Annotated in this window: 19 protein-coding genes and 1 other RNA gene; 4 read left to right on the forward strand and 16 right to left on the reverse strand. The window is 60.5% G+C overall.

Annotated features, from left to right (window positions below):
* From mraY to rsmI, 9 genes are all read right to left on the reverse strand, one after another.
* Positions 1–1083: a phospho-N-acetylmuramoyl-pentapeptide-transferase gene (gene mraY, locus EGM97_RS21475; RefSeq protein ID WP_053146432.1), complete on the reverse strand. Its 1083-nt coding sequence runs from the start codon at positions 1081–1083 to the stop codon at positions 1–3.
* On the reverse strand, positions 1083–2450 hold the full coding sequence (locus tag EGM97_RS21480; RefSeq protein ID WP_238962636.1) for a UDP-N-acetylmuramoyl-tripeptide--D-alanyl-D-alanine ligase: 1368 nt from the start codon (positions 2448–2450) through the stop codon (positions 1083–1085). Before EGM97_RS21480 ends, mraY begins: the two co-directional genes overlap by 1 nt.
* Positions 2443–3906 carry a UDP-N-acetylmuramoyl-L-alanyl-D-glutamate--2,6-diaminopimelate ligase gene (locus tag EGM97_RS21485; RefSeq protein WP_238962637.1) on the reverse strand — a complete coding sequence of 488 codons (1464 nt, stop codon included), beginning with the start codon at positions 3904–3906 and terminating at the stop codon, positions 2443–2445. The genes EGM97_RS21480 and EGM97_RS21485 overlap by 8 nt, the downstream gene beginning before the upstream one ends.
* Positions 3906–5645: a peptidoglycan D,D-transpeptidase FtsI family protein gene (locus tag EGM97_RS21490; RefSeq protein ID WP_172679573.1), complete on the reverse strand. Its 1740-nt coding sequence runs from the start codon at positions 5643–5645 to the stop codon at positions 3906–3908. The genes EGM97_RS21485 and EGM97_RS21490 overlap by 1 nt, the downstream gene beginning before the upstream one ends.
* On the reverse strand, positions 5645–5938 hold the full coding sequence (gene ftsL, locus EGM97_RS21495) for a cell division protein FtsL (RefSeq protein ID WP_238962638.1): 294 nt from the start codon (positions 5936–5938) through the stop codon (positions 5645–5647). The genes EGM97_RS21490 and ftsL overlap by 1 nt, the downstream gene beginning before the upstream one ends.
* Complete coding sequence (gene rsmH / locus EGM97_RS21500) at positions 5935–6882, reverse strand: 16S rRNA (cytosine(1402)-N(4))-methyltransferase RsmH (protein WP_477788847.1); 948 nt, start codon at positions 6880–6882, stop codon at positions 5935–5937. The genes ftsL and rsmH overlap by 4 nt, the downstream gene beginning before the upstream one ends.
* Positions 6879–7334 carry a division/cell wall cluster transcriptional repressor MraZ gene (gene mraZ, locus EGM97_RS21505; RefSeq protein ID WP_003205355.1) on the reverse strand — a complete coding sequence of 152 codons (456 nt, stop codon included), beginning with the start codon at positions 7332–7334 and terminating at the stop codon, positions 6879–6881. The genes rsmH and mraZ overlap by 4 nt, the downstream gene beginning before the upstream one ends.
* Positions 7335–7641: 307 nt before the next feature.
* An RNA gene (gene rnpB, locus EGM97_RS21510) (RNase P RNA component class A) lies at positions 7642–7995 on the reverse strand.
* 74 nt (positions 7996–8069) lie between these two features.
* The gene (gene rsmI, locus EGM97_RS21515; RefSeq protein ID WP_082339616.1) at positions 8070–8975 is read right to left on the reverse strand and encodes a 16S rRNA (cytidine(1402)-2'-O)-methyltransferase; all 906 of its coding nucleotides are present in this window, start codon (positions 8973–8975) and stop codon (positions 8070–8072) included.
* Between the two features lie 177 nt (positions 8976–9152).
* Here rsmI and EGM97_RS21520 point away from each other — a divergent pair, with 177 nt between their 5' ends.
* From EGM97_RS21520 to EGM97_RS21535, 4 genes are all read left to right on the forward strand, one after another.
* Positions 9153–10964 (forward strand): penicillin-binding protein activator, encoded by a 1812-nt coding sequence (locus EGM97_RS21520; protein WP_238962639.1) that lies wholly within the window; start codon positions 9153–9155, stop codon positions 10962–10964.
* Entirely contained in the window at positions 10964–11326 is a 363-nt protein-coding gene (locus EGM97_RS21525; RefSeq protein WP_238962640.1) for a YraN family protein, read from the forward strand. The genes EGM97_RS21520 and EGM97_RS21525 overlap by 1 nt, the downstream gene beginning before the upstream one ends.
* A 94-nt stretch (positions 11327–11420) precedes the next feature.
* Positions 11421–12014, forward strand: a complete 594-nt coding sequence (locus EGM97_RS21530; RefSeq protein WP_238962641.1) for a phosphoheptose isomerase — start codon at positions 11421–11423, stop codon at positions 12012–12014.
* Positions 12011–12589, forward strand: coding sequence for a BON domain-containing protein (locus EGM97_RS21535; protein WP_238962642.1), 579 nt, complete (start codon positions 12011–12013; stop codon positions 12587–12589). Before EGM97_RS21530 ends, EGM97_RS21535 begins: the two co-directional genes overlap by 4 nt.
* 1170 nt (positions 12590–13759) lie before the next feature.
* Here EGM97_RS21535 and EGM97_RS21540 read toward each other — a convergent pair.
* From EGM97_RS21540 to rplM, 7 genes are all read right to left on the reverse strand, one after another.
* Complete coding sequence (locus EGM97_RS21540) at positions 13760–14170, reverse strand: ClpXP protease specificity-enhancing factor (protein ID WP_053146462.1); 411 nt, start codon at positions 14168–14170, stop codon at positions 13760–13762.
* Between the two features lie 16 nt (positions 14171–14186).
* Positions 14187–14804 carry a glutathione S-transferase N-terminal domain-containing protein gene (locus tag EGM97_RS21545; RefSeq protein WP_053146464.1) on the reverse strand — a complete coding sequence of 206 codons (618 nt, stop codon included), beginning with the start codon at positions 14802–14804 and terminating at the stop codon, positions 14187–14189.
* Positions 14805–14955: 151 nt separating this feature from the next.
* On the reverse strand, positions 14956–15738 hold the full coding sequence (locus EGM97_RS21550; RefSeq protein ID WP_238961893.1) for a cytochrome c1: 783 nt from the start codon (positions 15736–15738) through the stop codon (positions 14956–14958).
* Entirely contained in the window at positions 15738–16949 is a 1212-nt protein-coding gene (locus EGM97_RS21555) for a cytochrome b (RefSeq protein WP_053146468.1), read from the reverse strand. The genes EGM97_RS21550 and EGM97_RS21555 overlap by 1 nt, the downstream gene beginning before the upstream one ends.
* Entirely contained in the window at positions 16949–17542 is a 594-nt protein-coding gene (gene petA / locus EGM97_RS21560; RefSeq protein WP_238961892.1) for a ubiquinol-cytochrome c reductase iron-sulfur subunit, read from the reverse strand. The genes EGM97_RS21555 and petA overlap by 1 nt, the downstream gene beginning before the upstream one ends.
* 255 nt (positions 17543–17797) lie before the next feature.
* Positions 17798–18190, reverse strand: coding sequence for a 30S ribosomal protein S9 (rpsI, locus tag EGM97_RS21565; RefSeq protein WP_053146472.1), 393 nt, complete (start codon positions 18188–18190; stop codon positions 17798–17800).
* A 14-nt stretch (positions 18191–18204) separates the two neighbouring features.
* The gene (gene rplM / locus EGM97_RS21570) at positions 18205–18633 is read right to left on the reverse strand and encodes a 50S ribosomal protein L13 (protein WP_053146474.1); all 429 of its coding nucleotides are present in this window, start codon (positions 18631–18633) and stop codon (positions 18205–18207) included.
* Positions 18634–18801: the final 168 nt, after the last annotated feature.

Raw genomic sequence — 18801 nt, forward strand, 5'->3', positions numbered from 1 at the left:
CTACCTCAGCTTCAGGGTGGCAAGGCCGATCAGCACCAGAATCACGGTGATGATCCAGAAACGGACGATCACACGCGGCTCGGGCCAGCCCTTGAGTTCAAAGTGGTGATGGATCGGCGCCATGCGGAATACGCGGCGGCCGGTCAATTTAAAGGAGGCAACCTGAATGACGACTGACAGGGTTTCCATCACGAACACGCCGCCCATGATGAACAGGACGATTTCCTGACGGACGATGACCGCGATGGTGCCCAGGGCCGCGCCCAGCGCCAGCGCGCCAACGTCGCCCATGAAGACCTGCGCCGGATAAGTGTTGAACCACAGGAACCCCAGGCCCGCGCCGATCAGCGCGCCGCAGAACACGATCAGCTCACCCGCGCCCGGCACGTAAGGGATCAGCAGGTACTCGGCGAACTTCACGTTACCCGACAGGTAGCAGAAGATCCCCAGTGCGCCGCCGACCATGACCGTCGGCATGATTGCCAGGCCATCGAGGCCGTCGGTGAGGTTGACGGCGTTGCTCGAACCGACGATCACCAGGTAGGTCAACACGATGAAGCCGGCGCCCAACGGGATGCTGTAGTCCTTGAGCATTGGCAGGATCAGGGTGGTTTCTACCGGCGAAGCAGCGGTCTTGTAGAGAAAGATCGCCGCACACAGGCCGAACACCGACTGCCAGAAGTATTTCCAGCGGCTCGGCAGACCTCGCGAATTCTTCTCGATGACCTTGCGGTAATCGTCGACCCAGCCGATGGCACCGAACAGCAGGGTCACCAGCAGCACGACCCAGACGTAGCGGTTCGCCAGGTCGGCCCAGAGCAAGGTGCTGATGCCGATGGAAGACAGGATAAGAGCACCGCCCATGGTCGGAGTGCCGGACTTGGACAGGTGCGACTGCGGGCCGTCATTGCGGACTGCCTGGCCGATCTGCAGGTTCTGCAGGGTACGAATCATCCACGGGCCCAGGAACAGCGACAACGACAACGCGGTCAGCACACCCAGGATCCCGCGCAGGGTCAGGTACTGGAAGACCGCGAAGCCTTTGTGGAACTGTTGCAGGTACTCCGCTAGCAGCAGCAGCATTAATGTTTCTCCGTACGGGTGCCGCACAGCGCGGCGACGATGTTTTCCATCGCTGCGCTACGAGAGCCCTTGATCAATAAAGTGGTGTTCGGGTCTTGCTCGGCACCCAGGGCCTGGATCAGCTCGGCCTGAGTGGTGAAATGCTGGGCCTGCTCGCCGAACGCGGCGACGGCATGAGCCATCATCGGGCCGACGGCATACAGCGCGTCGACCTTGCCACGGGCATAGGCCCCGACGTCGTGATGCCCCTGCTGCGCCCACTCGCCCAGCTCGCCGATGTCCCCAAGAACCAGCACGGTACGACCGGAAAAGCCGGCCAGGATATCCACCGCTGCGCACATGGAGGTCGGGTTGGCGTTGTACGTGTCGTCGATCACCCGCATGCCATTGGTGGCCAGCTGGGCGACACTGCGTCCCTTGACCGGTTGCACCGCGTTCAGCCCGGCGACGATGTTCGGCAACGACACGCCCAGAGCGTGGGCGGCAGCCGCCGCGGCCAGGGCATTGGCGACGTTATGGGTGCCGAGCAGGTTCAATTGGACCCGCTGCGCACCGTCCGGGCTGTGCAAGTTGAAAGCCGGGCAGCCGCGGGCATCGCGATCCAGGTCGCTGGCGTAGAAATTCGCGGCGAGATTGCTCAGGGCGAAGGTCAACACCTTGCGCTCGCCCGCCCGGGCCTTCCAGATATCGAATGCCTTGTCGTCGAGATTCAGCACGGCGGTGCCATCGGCACCCAGCCCCTCGATGATCTCGCCCTTGGCCTCGACGATTTTTTCCGGCCCGCCGAACTCGCCGACGTGGGCGGTACCGGCGTTATTGAGCACCGCGACGTGCGGCTTGGTCAGGCCCACGGTGTAGGCGATCTCGCCGAGCCGCGACGCACCCAACTCAATAACGGCAGCAGTGTGTTCCGCAGCCAGCTCCAACAACGTCAGCGGCACGCCGAGGTCGTTGTTCAGGTTGCCACGGGTTGCCAGAACCGGACCGCGGGTGCGCAGGATGCTGGCGAGCATTTCCTTGACAGTGGTCTTGCCACTGGAGCCGGTGATCGCGGCGACCGGCTTGTCGAACGCCGCACGATTCAACGCGCCCAGCCGGCCGAGGGCCTGGCGGGAGTCATTGACCAGCAACTGCGGCAGCGTACTGTTGGTCACTTCCCGCTCGACCAGCGCGGCGACCGCGCCTTTGGCGGCCACTTCGTTGAGGTAATCGTGGCCATCGAAACGCGGCCCGGCCAGGGCGACGAATAATTGCCCCGCAGAAATGGCCCGGCTGTCGATGCTCACCCCGTCGAAACTGGCGTCAGCCGCAACGAGGCGTGCATTCAGGGCGTTGCTCAGTTCGCTGAGTTTCAAGGCCTTAAGCATGAGCCACCTCCCACGCGGTCAGGGCATGATCGGCTTCCACCAGGTCGGAAAACGCATGGCGTTCGCCGTTGATCTCCTGATAGTCCTCGTGGCCCTTGCCGGCCAGGACGATGACATCGTCGGCCGATGCGCTGGCAATCAGTTGGGCAATCGCCTGGCCGCGACCGGCCACGAACGTCACGTTATCCACTTCGGAGAAACCGGCACGGATGTCGTCGAAAATCCGCAGCGGATCTTCGGTGCGCGGGTTGTCGTCGGTGACCAGCACGCCGTCGGCCAGGCGCTCGACCACCTCGGCCATGAGCGGACGCTTGCCGCGATCGCGATCGCCACCGCAGCCGAACAGGCACAGCAGCTTGCCCTTGGCATGGGGCCGAAGGGCCAACAGGACTTTTTCCAGGGCATCCGGGGTATGGGCGTAATCGACGACCACCAGCGGTTGAGTCCCGCCACCCAGGCGCTGCATGCGACCGGCCGGACCTTCGAGCTTCGGCAGGACCTTGAGGATTTCATCCAGCGGATAATCCAGGCCGAGCAAGGCGCCGATGGCAGCCAACACGTTGCTCAGGTTGAAGCGGCCCAGCAAGGTGCTGCGCAGATGGTGCTCGCCCTGGGGAGTGACCAGCGTGGCGCGCACGCCTTCGTCATCGAATTGCGCCTGGCGTACATAAAGGTAGGCGCTGGCATCTTCCAGGCTGTAGGTGATCAACCGGGACTCACGCTTATCGGCGGCCAATTGCCGGCCGAATTCGTCATCGAGATTGATGACCCTGCACTTCAGGTTATTCCAGGCAAACAGCTTGGCCTTGGCTTCGCCATAAGCCTGCATGGTGCCGTGGTAATCCAGGTGGTCGCGGGACAGGTTGGTCAACACGGCGACATCGAACGCCAGCGCGGTCACGCGCCCCTGGTCCAGGCCGTGGGAGGAAACTTCCATTGCAACGGCCCTGGCACCGGCCTTCTTCAGATCGGCCAGGGTCGCCTGAACGGCAATCGGATTCGGCGTCGTGTGCGAGCCACTTTCCAGCGCGCCGTGGAAACCGTTGCCCAACGTCCCGACAATGCCGCAGTGCTGGCCCAGCAGGTCCAATGCCTGGGCCACAAGCTGGGTGACGCTGGTCTTGCCGTTGGTGCCGGTCACGCCAATCAGGTTCAGGTGGCGACTCGGCTCGCCATAGAAACGCCCGGCAATGTCCGACAACTGCGCCGCAAGCCCCTTGACCGGAATCAGCGGAACATCGGTAATCGGCAGCACGGTTGCGCCTTCCACCTCATAGGCCACGGCGGCCGCGCCACGCTGCAAGGCGTCGGCGATGTGCGCCCGGCCGTCGAAGCGGCCGCCCGGCACGGCCAGGAACAGGTCCCCGGCGCGCACATTGCGACTGTCCAGAGCCAGCTCGCGAATCAGCAGATCGTGACCGGCGTGGGCGAATATCTTGTTCAGGCTCAGGGACATCAGCCACGCCCTCCATCGGCTTTCAAGGGGACGACCGGCGCGGTACTCGCCTGTTGGGTCGGCGGCAGGTTATCCGGAGTAATGTTCATCAGGCGCAGGGTGCCGGACATGACCTTGCTGAAGACCGGCGCCGATACCAGACCACCGAAATAGCCGGCCTTGCTCGGTTCGTCGATGACCACCACGATGGCGTAGCGCGGATCGCTCATCGGACCGAAGCCGGCAAACAGCGAACGATAGGAATTCTCGGCGTAGCCCTTGGTGCCCACGGAGGTCTTGCGGGCCGTACCCGACTTGCCCGCGACGTGATAGGCCGGCACCTGGGCGCGATAAACCCCACGCGGGGCCTCGATCACCTGCTGCAGCATGCCCTGCATGGTCTTGGCGACATTCTCCGGGATCACTTGGGTAGTCTGCGGCGGTTTGTCGGTTTTGATCAGGGTCAGCGGTGCAATACGACCGTTGTTCGCCAACGCCGAAAACGCGTGAACCAGCTGGATCGCCGTCACGGAAACACCGTAGCCGTAGGACAGCGTGGCCGTCTCAGCCTTGCGCCATTCCCTGTAGTTCGGCAGATTGCCAACCCGTTCGCCCGGGAAGCCCAGGCCGGTGTCCTGGCCGAGGCCGATCTTCTGGGCCAGTCGATAGATCGTTTCGCCGCCGATGTCGAAGGCGATCTTGCTCATGCCGACGTTACTGGAATTGATCAGAATACCGGTCAGGTCGAGCACCGGCCCTTCGGTCTTGGAGACGTCACGAATGGTGTATTTGCCGATCTGCAAAGTCCCCGGATACACCTCGACCGTGTCGCTCGGCTTCCAGCGCCCGGTCTCCAGGGCGGCGGCCATGGACACAGCCTTCATGGTGGAACCGGGCTCGAACACATCGATCATTGCACGGTTACGCATCATCGCCGGTTGCAGATTGCGACGGTTGTTCGGGTTGTAGGTCGGCTGGTTGACCATGGCGAGGATTTCGCCAGTCTTCACGTCCATGATCACCAGGCTGCCGGCCTTCGCACCGTTCTCGACGATAGCATTGCGCAACTCGCGGTTGGCCAGGTACTGCAGGCGCAGATCAATGGACAACGCCAAGGGCTTTCCGGCCTTGGCGTTTTTGGTGACCTGGACATCCTTGATCAGCCTGCCGCGCCGATCCTTGATGACTTGTCGCTTGCCGGCGACCCCGGCGAGCCATTCGTCGTAGGCCAGTTCGACGCCTTCCCTGCCTCGATCGTCAATGTCGGTAAACCCGACCATGTGGGCCGTGACCTCACCCGCCGGATAGAAACGCCGGAATTCCTCGATGCCATAGACACCGGGTACCTTCAGGTCGAGCACGCTCTGGCCCTGTTCCGGGGTCAGGCCGCGAACCAGATAGATGAATTCCTTATTGGCCTGGGCTTCGAGGCGCTCGGCCAAAGCCTTGGGATCCTGTCCGAGGGCGGCCGCCAGGGCGGGCCACTTGTCCTTGGCCAACTGCATTTCCTTGGCGTTGGCCCACAAAGTGGTCACCGGTGTACTCACGGCCAGGGGTTCGCCGTTGCGGTCGGTGATCAGGCCACGGTGAGCCGGAATCGGAATATGACGCACACTGCGGGCGTCGCCTTGCCCCTTGAGGAAGTCACGGTCAACGACCTGCAGGTCGATGATGCGCCACGAGATGGCAGCCACCATGATCCCGAGCAACCCCAGGACCAGACGGAACCGCCACGGGAACAGCGCCCCTTCGAGCTTCATCATGGCGCCACCATCTGCACTTCGGCAGCGCCCGGGATACGCATTTTCAGTTGTTCGGTGGCCAGCACTTCGATACGACTGTGGGCCGTCCAGGTGCTCTGCTCCAGGATCAGCCGGCCCCATTCGGCCTGCGCCTTGTCGCGCACGCTCAGCTCGTTATAAAGGGTATTGAGCAACTGCCGGTTCCAGTGGGCGCTGTAAGACACGGCGATGGCCGACACGAGCACGCCGATAAACAGCAACAGCATGAAGAGGCTGCCGCCTGGCAGGGGCTTGGCGAAGAGCCGGCTCACCGCAACTTCTCCGCGACACGCATGACCGCGCTACGGGCACGTGGATTGGCCTTGAGTTCAGCCTCGGAAGCGAACTGTGCCTTGCCGTGGACCTTGATCTTCGGCACGAAGGCTTCGAACCGCACCGGCAGGTTGCGCGGCAGGTTATCGGCTTCCCCCTTGGTCAGCTTGCGCATGAACAGCTTGACGATACGGTCTTCCAGGGAATGGAAGCTGATCACCACCAGGCGGCCGCCGATCTCCAGCGCGTCGAGCGCTGCTTCGAGGCCGGCTTCGAGATCGCCCAGTTCGTTATTGACGTGGATGCGCAACCCCTGGAACGCACGGGTCGCAGGGTTCTTGCCCTTTTCCCATGCCGGGTTGGCGACTTTCAGCACCTCGGCCAGATCGCCGGTGCGCTCGAATGGCTTGACGTCACGACGCTCGACCACGGCGCGCGCCATGCGTCCGGAGAAACGCTCTTCGCCGTATTCCTTGAATACACGGGCAATTTCTTCCACCGGGGCGGTGTTGACGAACTCGGCCGCGCTGATGCCACGGGAAGGGTCCATGCGCATATCCAGCGGGCCATCGTTGAGAAAACTGAACCCACGTTCAGGGTCGTCCAGTTGCGGCGAAGACACGCCCAGGTCGAGCAGGACACCGCTGACCTTGCCGGCCAGGCCACGCTCGGCGACTTCAGAACCCAACTCTGCAAAGCTGCGCTGCACAACGACAAAGCGGCCGTCTTCGGCCGCCAGCGCTTGCCCGGTGGCAATCGCTTGAGGATCCTTGTCGAACCCCAGCAGCCGACCGTCCGGACCGAGCTGGCTGAGGATGAGCCGGCTGTGCCCGCCGCGCCCGAACGTGCCGTCCAGATAGCAGCCATCAGGACGTACGGCGAGTGCCTCGACGGCCTCGTCAAGCAGTACGGTGATGTGTTTGAAGCCGCTATCAATAGTCACAGGATCAGATCACGCAGTTCATCGGGCATGGCGCCCGGTTGTTGAATAGCAGCCAGGTCCGCGGCGGAAACCGCATTCCAGGCATCTTCGTCCCACAGCTGGAACTTGTTCAGTTGGCCCACCAGCATCGCGCGCTTGTCCAGCTTCGCGTACTCGCGCAGGCGTGGCGGAACCAGAAAACGGCCACTGCCGTCGAGCTCCAGGTCAACGGCATTACCGATCAGCAGACGTTGCAGACGACGGTTTTCTTCTCGGAGCGAAGGCAGCGCGCGCAGTTTGGTTTCGATGATTTCCCATTCATCGAGCGGGTAAACGCACAGACATGGATCAACGGCATCGATCGTGACGATTAATTGACCGGAACTACGCGAAACGAGCTCGTCACGATACCGGCTCGGCATAGCGAGACGACCCTTAGCATCGAGACTGATGGCGTTAGCTCCGCGAAACACGTCAGCGTTTCTCCAAAATTTAGCGTTTTACGCTCAAAAAACCCACTTCATGCCACTTTCCTCCACTTGCGCACACTATAGGAATGCGCCCACCGCACCGTCAAGGCGCGTATTGAAGGAAAAGCCTTATAGATCGGAGATTTAGGAGCGTTTTTTGGGGACCAACGGGAATCTGGCGTAGGATTTTTCAACACAACTCAAATGAACACAGGAAGCTGCGCTCACAAGTTAAAGTGATTTGTTAAGAGTAAGATTTTTTTGGTCTTAGGAATTGCTGCTGCCAGCGATTTGGCAAGGAGGGAATAAGGTGGAGAGTCGATCTGTAAGCCGGGTTCTGTCTTGAACAGTCATTCGTCTACGATGGCCATCACTGGACATCTTTAGCAACCTACCCGGTCCCAGCGCGGGCCACGCCTTGGGACCCTATTTGGTCTTGCTCCAAGTGGGGTTTACCTAGCCACGAACTGTTGCCAGCCGTGCGGTGCGCTCTTACCGCACCTTTTCACCCTTACCGGCGCCGAAGCGCTTAGGCGGTTATTTTCTGTGGCACTTTCCGTAGGCTCGCGCCTCCCAGGCATTACCTGGCACTTCGCCCTATGGAGCCCGGACTTTCCTCCCCCTTCCAATTTTCATGGAAGGCAGCGACTGTCCGATCGACTCTCCGCCGCGAAGGTTAACGGCAGAGCGCCCGAAGAACAAGCGCTAAAAGCCTTTGGCCACTTCATCTGTCCGGTTTTACCGGGCCTTCTGTTTGTCCAGCGCGACCTGATACAACACATTCTTGCGCTCGCCGGTGATCTGCGCTGCAAGCGCGGCGGCGCGCTTGAGTGGCATTTCTTCGAGCAGCAGGTCCAGGATGCGCATCGCTTCGCTGCTGACAGCCTCGTCATTTTCCGGCGCCGCCCAGCCTGCCACCAACACGACACACTCGCCGCGCTGCTGGTTGCTGTCGCTCTCGACGAAGGCACGCAACTGCGCCAACGGCAAGCCCTTGAGGGTTTCGAAGGTCTTGGTCAACTCGCGGGCCAGCAGTGCCGGACGCTCCGGACCGAACACCTGCTCCATGTCCTGCAGGCATTCCAGGATGCGATGCGGCGCCTCATAGAAGATCAATGTGCGAGGCTCCTCCTTTATAGCCTCCAGGCGTGCCCGGCGCCCCACCGCCTTGGCCGGCAGGAAACCTTCGAAGATGAAACGGTCCGACGGCAAGCCGGCCGCGGACAACGCTGCGATCAGGGCGCAAGCCCCCGGCACAGGCACCACGTCGATACCGGCCGCCCGGGCCTGGCGCACCAAATGGTAGCCCGGATCGGAAATCAGCGGCGTACCCGCATCGGAAATCAGCGCGACGTTTTCGCCCGCCAGCAGGCGAGTGATAAACCGGCTACCCTCGTCCCGCTCGTTATGTTCGTGGCAGGCCGCCAGCGCAGTGGAGATACCGAAATGCTGCAGCAAGCGCTGGGAATGACGGGTGTCTTCGGCGGCAATCAAGGCAACCTCCCGAAGAATCTTCAACGCCCGGGCGCTGATATCGTCCAGGTTGCCGATGGGCGTCGCCACCACATAAAGCGAGCCGGCGGCGGAATTCAAAGCACCTGGAGCAGTCAAAGCGCATACCTCATGATCGGTGAAAACCGCCATTGTAGCGCGTAGCGGACATCGCGGCTGTTTGTAGCGCGGCGTTGCATGCCGGCCTTTTGTGCTGCACCGCAACATTTGAAATACCTAAATCGATCGATTCACGCCACTGACATCGCACCCCGGCCGGTGCTTGGGTACAATTCGACGCTAATTTGATCTCGTATCAGGAACATTTACATGATCGCTTGTCTGCGGCTGTTTTCCGCTCTCTGCCTCGCTGCCCTCCTGGCGGCCTGCGCCAGCTCGCCCTCGTCCAGTCTTGGCGAGCTTCCACGGACCCCGGATGCCAGTATCGAGCAACTGCTCGAACAGGCCGCCCAAAGCAAAACACCGGAAAAAGCCGCCCTGCTGCGCCTGAGCGCCGCCGACCTGGCCTACCGCCAGGGCAATGCCGGCCAGTCCGCACAGATCCTGCAACAGGTGCCGATGGAGCAGCTCAAGCCCGGCCAACAGATCTTTGCCAACACGCTGTCGGCGGAACTGGCCATGACGCGCAATCAGCCCAAGGCGGCCCTGACCGCCCTGAGCCACCCAAGCCTGCAACACTTGAGCGAGATGCCGGTGGAGCAGCAGGTCCGCACCGGAACCGTCCGTGCCCGCGCCCTGGAGGCCGATGGCCAGACGCTGGCGGCTGCCAAGGAGCGAATCTTCATTGCGCCGCTGCTCGAAAAAGAAGCGGCAGCGAAGAACCATGAAGCGATCTGGTCCCTGATCGCTTCCCTGCCTACCGACCAACTGCAACCGACCACCACCGACGATCTCGGCGGCTGGCTGAGCCTGGCCCGCGCAGTGAAAACCGCCGGCACCCTGGAACAGCAGCAGGCCGCCATCGACAGCTGGCGCGAACAGAACCCCAAGCACCCGGCTGCGATCCAACTGCCGACGCCCCTGGTCAAGCTCAAGGAGCTGGCAAGCCAGCCACTGAGCAAGATCGCCCTGCTGCTGCCTCAGAACGGCCAGCTGGCCTCGGTTGCCAAGGCCCTGCGCGAAGGCTTCATTGCCGCGCACTACCAGGCTCAACAGGCCGGGCAGAAGCCGCCAAGCATCCAGTTCTACGACAGCTCCAGCCTGACCTCCATGGACGACTTCTACCGCAAGGCCCAGGCCGATGGCGTGCAGTTGGTGGTCGGGCCGCTGGAAAAACCGCTGGTCAAGCAGATCAGCACGCGCCCGCAATTGCCGATTACCACCCTGGCGCTGAACTACAGCGAAGGTGAACAAGGCCCACCCCAACTCTTCCAGTTCGGCCTGGCACCCGAGGACGAAGCCCGCGAAGTCGCTCGTCGCGCACGTGCCGATGGCCTGCATCGCGCAGCCGTCATGGTGCCAAAGGGCGAATGGGGTGATCGTGTCCTGAAAGCCTTCAGCCAGGATTGGCAGGCCAACGGTGGCACGATCATCGCCATCGAGCGTGTCGACCAGCCGGTGCAACTGGCGCAGCAGATCGCCGACATGTTCCAACTGCGCCAGAGCGAGGCTCGCGCCAAGAGCCTGCAGAACACCGTAGGCACCACGGTTGCGGCCCAGCCGTCCCGTCGCCAGGACATCGAATTCATCTTCCTGGCCTCGACTCCGCAACAGGCCCAGCAGATCAAGCCGACCCTGAACTTCCAGTACGCCGGCGACGTACCGGTCTATGCGACTTCTTCGGTGTTCAGCGCCAGCGGCGACCAGAACCAGTACAACGACATGAACGGGATTCGCTTCTGCGAAACCCCTTGGCTGCTCGATGCCAACGACCCGCTGCGCCAGCAGGTCAGCGCCCAGTGGCCTCAGGCCGGCGGCAGTCTGGGCCGGTTGTACGCGATGGGCGCGGACGCCTACCGCCTGGCCCCTCGCCTGGGTCAGCTCAAGACTTTGCCGGACAGCCGTATCGAAGGCTTGTCAGGCAGCCTGGCCGTATCGCAATCCCAGCGCGTCCAGCGGCAATTGCCTTGGGCCGAGTTCGTCAACGGACAGGTGCAGCGCCTGCCGGACACTCAGCGCTGATGCCTGAGCGATCGCGCCAGCAGAGCGGACGGGATGCCGAGGGCATGGCCCTCGCGCACCTCCAGCAACAGGGTCTGCGCCTGGTAGCGCAGAACTGGCTGTGTCAACGCGGCGAGCTTGATCTGGTCATGCTTGATGGCGATACAGTAGTATTTGTCGAAGTCCGCTACAGAAAAAATACCCAATGGGGTGGCGCCCTCGACAGCATCGACTCGCGCAAGCGCCAGAAGCTGATTTTCGCCGCACAGTATTTTCTGCAACGCGAATCTCGCTGGGCCGATCACCCCTGCCGCTTCGACGTAGTTGCCATCGACAGCAACGCCGATCAGTTGAACTGGCTGCAGAACGCCTTCGACGGTTGAACGGCGGGCCGGACACCTTTACCCAATTTTTGCTCTTTGCTTTGCGCGCCGCACATGCCTGTGCCGATAAGCCGCGCTACTTAAGGTCACACAGATGGACATGCAATCGCGAATCCGCCAGCTTTTCCAGGCCAGTATCGACACCAAGCAGCAGGCGATGGACGTACTTGCACCGCACATCGAGCAAGCCAGCCAAGTGATGGTCAATGCCCTGCTCAACGAGGGCAAGATGCTGTCGTGCGGCAACGGCGGCTCCGCCGGCGATGCCCAGCACTTCTCGTCCGAGCTGCTCAACCGCTTCGAGCGCGAGCGCCCGAGCCTGCCCGCCATCGCACTGACCACGGACAGCTCGACGATCACCTCGATCGCCAACGACTACAGCTACAACGAAGTCTTCTCCAAACAGATTCGCGCCCTGGGCCAGCCCGGCGATGTACTGCTGGCGATTTCCACCAGTGGCAACTCGGCCAATATTATTCAGGCAATCCAGGCCGCACATGATCGCGAAATGATTGTCGTAGCATTGACCGGGCGCGATGGCGGCGGCATGGCCTCATTGCTGTTGCCTGAAGACATCGAGATTCGCGTGCCGGCCAACGTCACCGCACGTATCCAGGAAGTCCACCTGCTGGCGATTCACTGTCTTTGCGACTTGATCGACAGCCAACTGTTCGGGAGTGAAGAATGACCCCTAATCGCCTGGGCCTTCTGGCCCTGACCCTGTGCCTTGGCATCAGTGGCTGCACCTCGGTGGTTAACGCCAGCCGGGAAGCGCCGATCGAAGACGACCGCGGCACCCGCACCTTCGGCAGCAAGATCGACGACTCCCTGATCGAAACCAAGGCCGGCGTGAACATCGCCAAGGCCGACCCGGCCCTGGACAACAACTCTCACATCGTCGTCACCAGCTTCAACGGTGTCGTGCTGCTGGCCGGCCAGACCCCACGGGAAGACCTCAAAGCCAAGGCCGAGCAGGCTGCCAGCGCCGTACAACGGGTCAAGACCGTGCATAACGAATTGCAGGTGTTGCAACCCTCCTCTTTGCTGGCGCGCCAGAACGATGCCTGGCTGACCACCAAGATCAAGACCCAGATGCTCACCGATGCGAGCATTCCTGGTTCGCGTATCAAGGTTGTGACCGAGAATGGCATCGTTTATCTGCTGGGCTTGCTGACCAAGCAGGAGGCCGCCCAGGCGACCAATCTGGTGCAGGGGGTTTCCGGGGTGCAGAAGATTGTGAAGTTGTTTGAGTATATTGACTGAGGGTAGTTGCGGTTCTTGATGCTGCGCTTGGCTTGACTGGAAAAACGGTGCTTCTTCAGATGGGGGAGTGCCGTTTTTTTTGGTTGGTTGGTGTGTATATCCGTTTCTTCGGTAACGGCTGATTAGGGTTCCGCCCTTACGGCGGGTCACTTTTGAAAAGGCGCCAAAAGTAACCAAAAGCGCCTCGCCCCACCACTGGGCACCTCGCTTACGCGAGGTGTTCCCTCACTCCGGCATTGCTCCGTGGGCCCGCCGCGAAGGGCCATCCATGGCCCAGCGCGGCTAACCCGGCATCCATGCCGGGTTGCCCACTACACAATACCTGCGTTCGGCCCTTGTGGTTTACGGGGCGTCCAGATCAAAAGCAAGAGCAAGAGCAAGAGCAAGGCGGTGTGACGGCTGGCCTGTTTCTCCGGCTGTACCGGAATTTCATTGTGGGAGCAAAGCTTGCTCGCGATTGCGGTGTCCCAGTCAACATCAATGCTGCCGATCCGACGCCATCGCGAGCAGACTCGCACACAGGTATATGATGCAAGTTTGTATGTGCTGAAGATCTCATGTGGGAGCGGGCTTGCTCGCGAAGACGGCCTCACAGCCGACTTATCTCTCTGATCTCAGCTCAATCAACTGTTGAACACATTTTTACATTCCCTTAATTAGTAGGCAGTTACCGTCTCGCTACTAAACGAAAAGAAGCAGCTGTGCGCGAGTTAGTAGAGCGGTAAGGCAACGGAAAACCCGGCGCACCGTCAAGTGCAGGCGAAGGCCTGACTGATGAGACTCCCACAATTGGATTGGGTTACGACCGGAATAGTCAGGCCGCCTCGCTTTGGCTTTGGCTTTGGCTTTGGCTTTGGCTTTGGCTTTGGCTTTTGATCTTGATCTTAGCGCCCCGTAAACCACAAGGGCCGAACGCAGGCATTGCGCAGTGGGCATCCCGGCATGGATGCCGGGATAGCCGCGCTGGGCCATGGATGGCCCTTCGCGGCGGGCCCGCGGAGTAATGCCGGAGTGAGGGAACACCTCGCGCAAGCGAGGTGCCCAGTGGTGGGGCAAGAGCGTTTTGCTTACTTTTGCGCTGTTCAAAAGTAAGCCGCCGTAAGGGCGGAACCCTAAGCAGCCATTACCGCAGAAACGGATATACACACAGGCATATCGGTCATCCGCTCGCTACTTCACCACCTTAAGACTAGGCCGCCCACTAGGCCGCGGCGGCTCGTCATCCGGCGGCAAATCATCATCCACCTCGTACTCATCCTCGCCATCCAACGGCGTTTCAAGCTCGAACACCATGCCCTGCCCGTTCTCCCGGGCGTAGATCCCGAGGATCGAAGCGATAGGCACATACAGCGTGTGCGGCACACCGCCGAAACGCCCTTCGAAGCTCACGGCATCGTTGTCCATGTGCAAATGGCGCACGGCAGCCGGCGAAACATTCAGGACAATCTGCCCGTCACTGGCAAACCCCTGTGGTACCTGTACCGACGGGTATTCGGCATTGACCAGCATATGCGGGGTGCAATCGTTGTCCACAATCCACTCGTAGAGCGCGCGGACCAGATAAGGTCGACTGGAGTTCATAGCGGCTCCCTAAGCCTCAGCGCATGTCGCGTTCGACACCAGACAGACTCGCCTGGAAAGTCTCACGCGCAAATTGGCGCTCCATATAATCAAGCAGCGGCTTGGCGGGCCGCGGCAGTTCGATACCCAGGATCGGCAAACGCCAGAGTATGGGCAATAGGCAGCAATCCACCAGACTTTGTTCCTCACTGAGGAAAAACGGCTTGTCGATGAACAGTGGCGACACGCCGGTCAGGCTTTCGCGCAACTCCTTGCGCGCGACTGCCCGCTCCGACTCCTTGGTCCGCGGATCCAGAATCAGGTCAACCAGACCGCACCAGTCGCGCTGGATCCGGTGGATCAGCAGACGACTGTTCGCTCGGGCAACAGGGTACACCGGCAGCAAGGGTGGATGCGGATAGCGCTCATCCAGATATTCCATCACCACGGTCGATTCCCACAATGCCAGGTCGCGATCGACCAGCGTGGGCAGGCTGCCATAAGGGTTCACTTCGATCAGCTTCGGCGGCTGGCGGCCTGCCTCGACGTAAATGATCTCGGCGCTGACACCTTTCTCTGCCAGTACGATACGTACCCGGTGGGAATAGTGGTCGGCGGGGTCGGAGTAACAGGCCAACCGATTGGTCACGCCCATGGCGATCCTCCTCGCTTGTAGAATTTTTGGAAAAACGGAAAAACGAGCGCGCCCAGAGGGCGCCTCCCGTAACACCTGGTCGACCAGGCTCGTTACACTTTCAGAGACGCCCTTGGGCGCGCGCGATTAACAGCAACGGCTTACAGCTTTATCAATGGACGTCTTTCCAGTATTCACGCTTGAGCAGGTAAGCGAATACGAAGAAGAACGCCAGGTACAGCAACACATAAGTACCGATGCGCTGATGCTCCAGCTTCACCGGGTTGGCCGAGTAGGCCAGGAAGGTCACCAGGTTCTTGACCTTCTCATCGAACTGCTCGGGCGTCAGGCTGCCGGTATTCGGCACGATGGTCAACTGGTCGCAGGCTTCATGGGTCAAAGCCGTGCCGGTCAACGGATCGAATTGCTTCTTGCCGTTCTCGACGATCTGAACCTGCTTGCAGCCTACCACCTGGCGACCTTGCAGGTTGGCCAGGACGTTGGGCATGCCGACGTTCGGGAAGACCTTGTTATTCACGCCCCATGGACGCGCAGGGTCCTCATAGAACGAACGCAGGTAACCGTAGAGCCAGTCGGTTCCACGCACGCGGGCAACCAGGGTCAGGTCAGGCGGCGCGGCGCCGAACCAGGTCTTGGCATCTGCCGGTTGCATGCCGATGTTCATGTGATCGCCCAGCTTGGCACCAGTGAACACCAGCTTCTCGAGCATCAGGTCAGGGGGAATGCCCAGGTCATTGGCCACGCGCTCGTAACGCTGGAACTTGGCGCTGTGGCAACCCATGCAATAGTTGGCGAACGTCCGGGCGCCGTCCTGCATGGCGGCTTTATCGGACACGTCGATGTCGACTTTTTCCAGCTCTGGACCACCATGTTCGGCCGCGAAGGACAGGACAGGCAGGGCAGCAAGAATCAGTGCAGCGAATAGTTTTTTCATCAGCCAGTCACCCTTTCCGGAACCGGTTTTGTCTTCTCGAGCCGGGTATAGAACGGCATCAGAATGAAGTAGGCGAAATACAGGAAGGTGCAGACCTGCGACAGCAGCGTACGACCCGGCGTAGGTGCCAGTACACCCAGCACACCCAGGATCACGAACGAGATGCAGAACACCACCAGCCAGATCCGGCTCAGCCAGCCCTTGTAGCGCATGGACTTGACGGGGCTGCGGTCCAGCCATGGCAGCACGAACAGTACAGCGATGGCCGCGCCCATGGCGATGACACCCAGCAGCTTGTCCGGAACCGCACGCAGAATCGCGTAGAACGGTGTGAAGTACCACACTGGGGCGATGTGCTCGGGAGTCTTGAACGCGTTCGCCTGTTCGAAGTTCGGCTTCTCGAGGAAGTAGCCACCCATCTCAGGGAAGAAGAACACGATGGAGCAGAAGATGAACAGGAAGACCACTACGCCAACGATGTCTTTCACGGTGTAGTACGGGTGGAAGGCGATGCCGTCCAGCGGTACGCCGTTTTCGTCCTTGAGCTTCTTGATGTCCACGCCGTCCGGGTTGTTCGAGCCCACTTCGTGCAACGCCAGGATGTGCAGCACCACCAGGCCGAGGATCACGATCGGCAGGGCCACTACATGCAGGGCGAAGAAGCGGTTCAGGGTAATACCGGAGATCAGGTAGTCACCACGGATCCACTGGGTCAGGTCGTCGCCGATGACGGGAATCGCACCGAACAGCGAGATGATCACCTGGGCACCCCAGTAGGACATCTGCCCCCATGGCAGCAGGTAACCCATGAAGGCTTCGGCCATCAGCGCCAGGTAGATCAGCATGCCGAAGACCCATACCAGCTCGCGGGGTTTCTGATACGAACCGTAGAGCAGGCCTCGGAACATATGCAGGTAAACCACGATGAAGAAAGCCGAGGCGCCGGTGGAGTGCAGCAGGCGCAGGATCGAGCCGTACTCGACGTCGCGCATGATGTACTCGACGGAAGCGAACGCTTCTTCCGCCGACGGGGTGTAGCTCATGGTCAGCCAGACACCGGTAACGATCTGGTTGACCAGAACGAGCAGTGCCAGGGAGCCGAAGAAGTAGAAGAAGTTGAAGTTCTTTGGAGCGTAATACTTGCTGAGATGGTCTTCCCACATTTTGGTCGCGGGAAAGCGCGCATCAAACCAGTCCATTAATTTGCTCATCACGCTTTCTCCGTATCGACGCCAACGACAATGATGTCGTCCGACTCATAAGAATGCGGGGGAACTGGCAGGTTCAGGGGTGCAGGCTGCGACTTGTAGACGCGACCGGCCAGGTCATAGTGGGAACCGTGGCAAGGGCAGAAATAACCACCGACCCAATCCTTGCCCAGGTCGGCAGGGGCCACTTCGGGACGGAACGTTGGCGAGCAACCCAGGTGTGTGCAGATCCCGATCAGCAGCAGGACTTCCGGCTTGATCGAACGGGTCTTCGGGTCCACGTACGTTGGTTGCGTCGAGCTCTTGGAGTCGGGGTCGGACAACTGCCCCTCGATCTTTTTCAGATTCCCCAGAATTTCTTCTGTACGGCGGACGATGAATACCGGCTGGCCGCGCCATTCAGCAATCATCTGCTGGCCTGGCTCGATCTTGCTGACATTCACTTTCACCGGTGCACCTGCAGCTTTCGCCTTGGCACTGGGAAACCATGACCCCACGAACGGGACCGCAGCCCCCACCGCCCCTGCAGCACCCACCACGGATGTGGCTGCTACCAGGAAGCGACGCCGGCCTGCATTCACGCCGTCATTGCTCATTCAGTCCTCTCCCATCAGCTTTGTGGCCTGTTAAACCAGGCGTCTACTAAGTAAAAATCTGAACTTATAAAAATTTTGCCGAATGGTAATGAAAACCCCCAATTCTGACAAGGTAATTACCGAGCGGCGATACCGCCAAGCCTTGTAGTATAGGGGCTCCACGGATGTGGCAAGTTGTCACAGCAAATTATTTTGCCCATAAAAAAACGCCCGGCTCCGCGAGGAACTGGGCGTTCTTTTGAACGCGAGAGCGAATTAACGCTTCGAGTACTGTGGACGCTTACGCGCTTTACGCAGACCGACTTTCTTACGTTCAACTTCACGAGCATCGCGAGTCACGAAGCCAGCTTTACGCAGAGGGCTGCGCAGAGTCTCGTCGTAGTCCATCAGGGCGCGAGTGATGCCGTGGCGGATTGCGCCAGCCTGACCACTTACACCACCACCGATAACGGTGACGTAGATGTCGAACTTCTCGACGGTCTCGGTCAGTTCCAGTGGCTGGCGAACAACCATGCGAGCGGTTTCGCGGCCGAAGAAGCTATCCAGAGAGCGGTTGTTGATGGAGATGTTACCAGTGCCCGGACGCAGGAAAACGCGTGCGGTTGCAGTCTTGCGACGGCCAGTGCCGTAATTTTGAGTCGCCGACATAATGAACTATTCCGTTAAAACTTCAGTTCTTGGGGCTGCTGAGCAGTATGAGGGTGAGCAGCGCCCGCATAAACCTTCAGCTTACGATACATGTCGCGACCCAGCGGGTTCTTAGGCAGCATGCCTTTAACCGCGGTCTCGATCACGCGCTCAGGGGCTTTGGCGATCAGCTTTTCAAAGTTGATCGACTTGATGCCACCAGGAAAACCGGAGTGGGAGTAGTACATCTTGTCAGAGGTCTTGGCACCCGTCACACGTACCTGCTCGGCGTTGATCACAACGATGTAGTCACCGGTGTCGACGTGAGGAGTGTACTCAGGCTTGTGCTTGCCACGCAGACGGCTCGCGATTTCGGTGGCCAGACGACCCAGGGTCTGACCAGCAGCGTCGACGACGAACCAGTCGCGCTTTACTGTTTCCGGTTTAGCAGTAAAAGTTTTCATTCTTTATAGCCTCAGGGGCCGCCCTGTAAATTAGACGGCGGATCTTACTGAATAGTGCGTACTTTGACAAGTCAAAGGCAGCCGGATACAGACGCTTTCGGGGGCTCGGGTCGGCGCGTCCGTTCAACGGCAAGATTCTTCGGCGGCGGGGCATCACTTCCACTGCAG

This window comes from Pseudomonas sp. AF32 (assembly GCF_022342325.2).
In the GTDB taxonomy this organism is placed as follows: domain Bacteria; phylum Pseudomonadota; class Gammaproteobacteria; order Pseudomonadales; family Pseudomonadaceae; genus Aquipseudomonas; species Aquipseudomonas uvaldensis.

Excerpts from the sequence above, each read along its gene's own strand:
- EGM97_RS21540 (WP_053146462.1), bottom strand. The coding sequence starts at position 14,170 with ATGAACTCCAGTCGACCTTATCTGGTCCGCGCGCTCTACGAGTGGATT.
- EGM97_RS21485 (WP_238962637.1), bottom strand. The coding sequence starts at position 3,906 with ATGTCCCTGAGCCTGAACAAGATATTCGCCCACGCCGGTCACGATCTG.
- EGM97_RS21525 (WP_238962640.1), top strand. The coding sequence starts at position 10,964 with ATGCCTGAGCGATCGCGCCAGCAGAGCGGACGGGATGCCGAGGGCATG.
- EGM97_RS21550 (WP_238961893.1), bottom strand. The coding sequence starts at position 15,738 with ATGAAAAAACTATTCGCTGCACTGATTCTTGCTGCCCTGCCTGTCCTG.
- rpsI (WP_053146472.1), bottom strand. The coding sequence starts at position 18,190 with ATGTCGGCGACTCAAAATTACGGCACTGGCCGTCGCAAGACTGCAACC.
- EGM97_RS21480 (WP_238962636.1), bottom strand. The coding sequence starts at position 2,450 with ATGCTTAAGGCCTTGAAACTCAGCGAACTGAGCAACGCCCTGAATGCA.
- EGM97_RS21545 (WP_053146464.1), bottom strand. The coding sequence starts at position 14,804 with ATGGGCGTGACCAATCGGTTGGCCTGTTACTCCGACCCCGCCGACCAC.
- mraY (WP_053146432.1), bottom strand. The coding sequence starts at position 1,083 with ATGCTGCTGCTGCTAGCGGAGTACCTGCAACAGTTCCACAAAGGCTTC.
- EGM97_RS21555 (WP_053146468.1), bottom strand. The coding sequence starts at position 16,949 with ATGAGCAAATTAATGGACTGGTTTGATGCGCGCTTTCCCGCGACCAAA.
- petA (WP_238961892.1), bottom strand. The coding sequence starts at position 17,542 with ATGAGCAATGACGGCGTGAATGCAGGCCGGCGTCGCTTCCTGGTAGCA.
- rplM (WP_053146474.1), bottom strand. The coding sequence starts at position 18,633 with ATGAAAACTTTTACTGCTAAACCGGAAACAGTAAAGCGCGACTGGTTC.
- rsmI (WP_082339616.1), bottom strand. The coding sequence starts at position 8,975 with ATGGCGGTTTTCACCGATCATGAGGTATGCGCTTTGACTGCTCCAGGT.
- EGM97_RS21520 (WP_238962639.1), top strand. The coding sequence starts at position 9,153 with ATGATCGCTTGTCTGCGGCTGTTTTCCGCTCTCTGCCTCGCTGCCCTC.
- EGM97_RS21535 (WP_238962642.1), top strand. The coding sequence starts at position 12,011 with ATGACCCCTAATCGCCTGGGCCTTCTGGCCCTGACCCTGTGCCTTGGC.
- EGM97_RS21490 (WP_172679573.1), bottom strand. The coding sequence starts at position 5,645 with ATGAAGCTCGAAGGGGCGCTGTTCCCGTGGCGGTTCCGTCTGGTCCTG.
- EGM97_RS21530 (WP_238962641.1), top strand. The coding sequence starts at position 11,421 with ATGGACATGCAATCGCGAATCCGCCAGCTTTTCCAGGCCAGTATCGAC.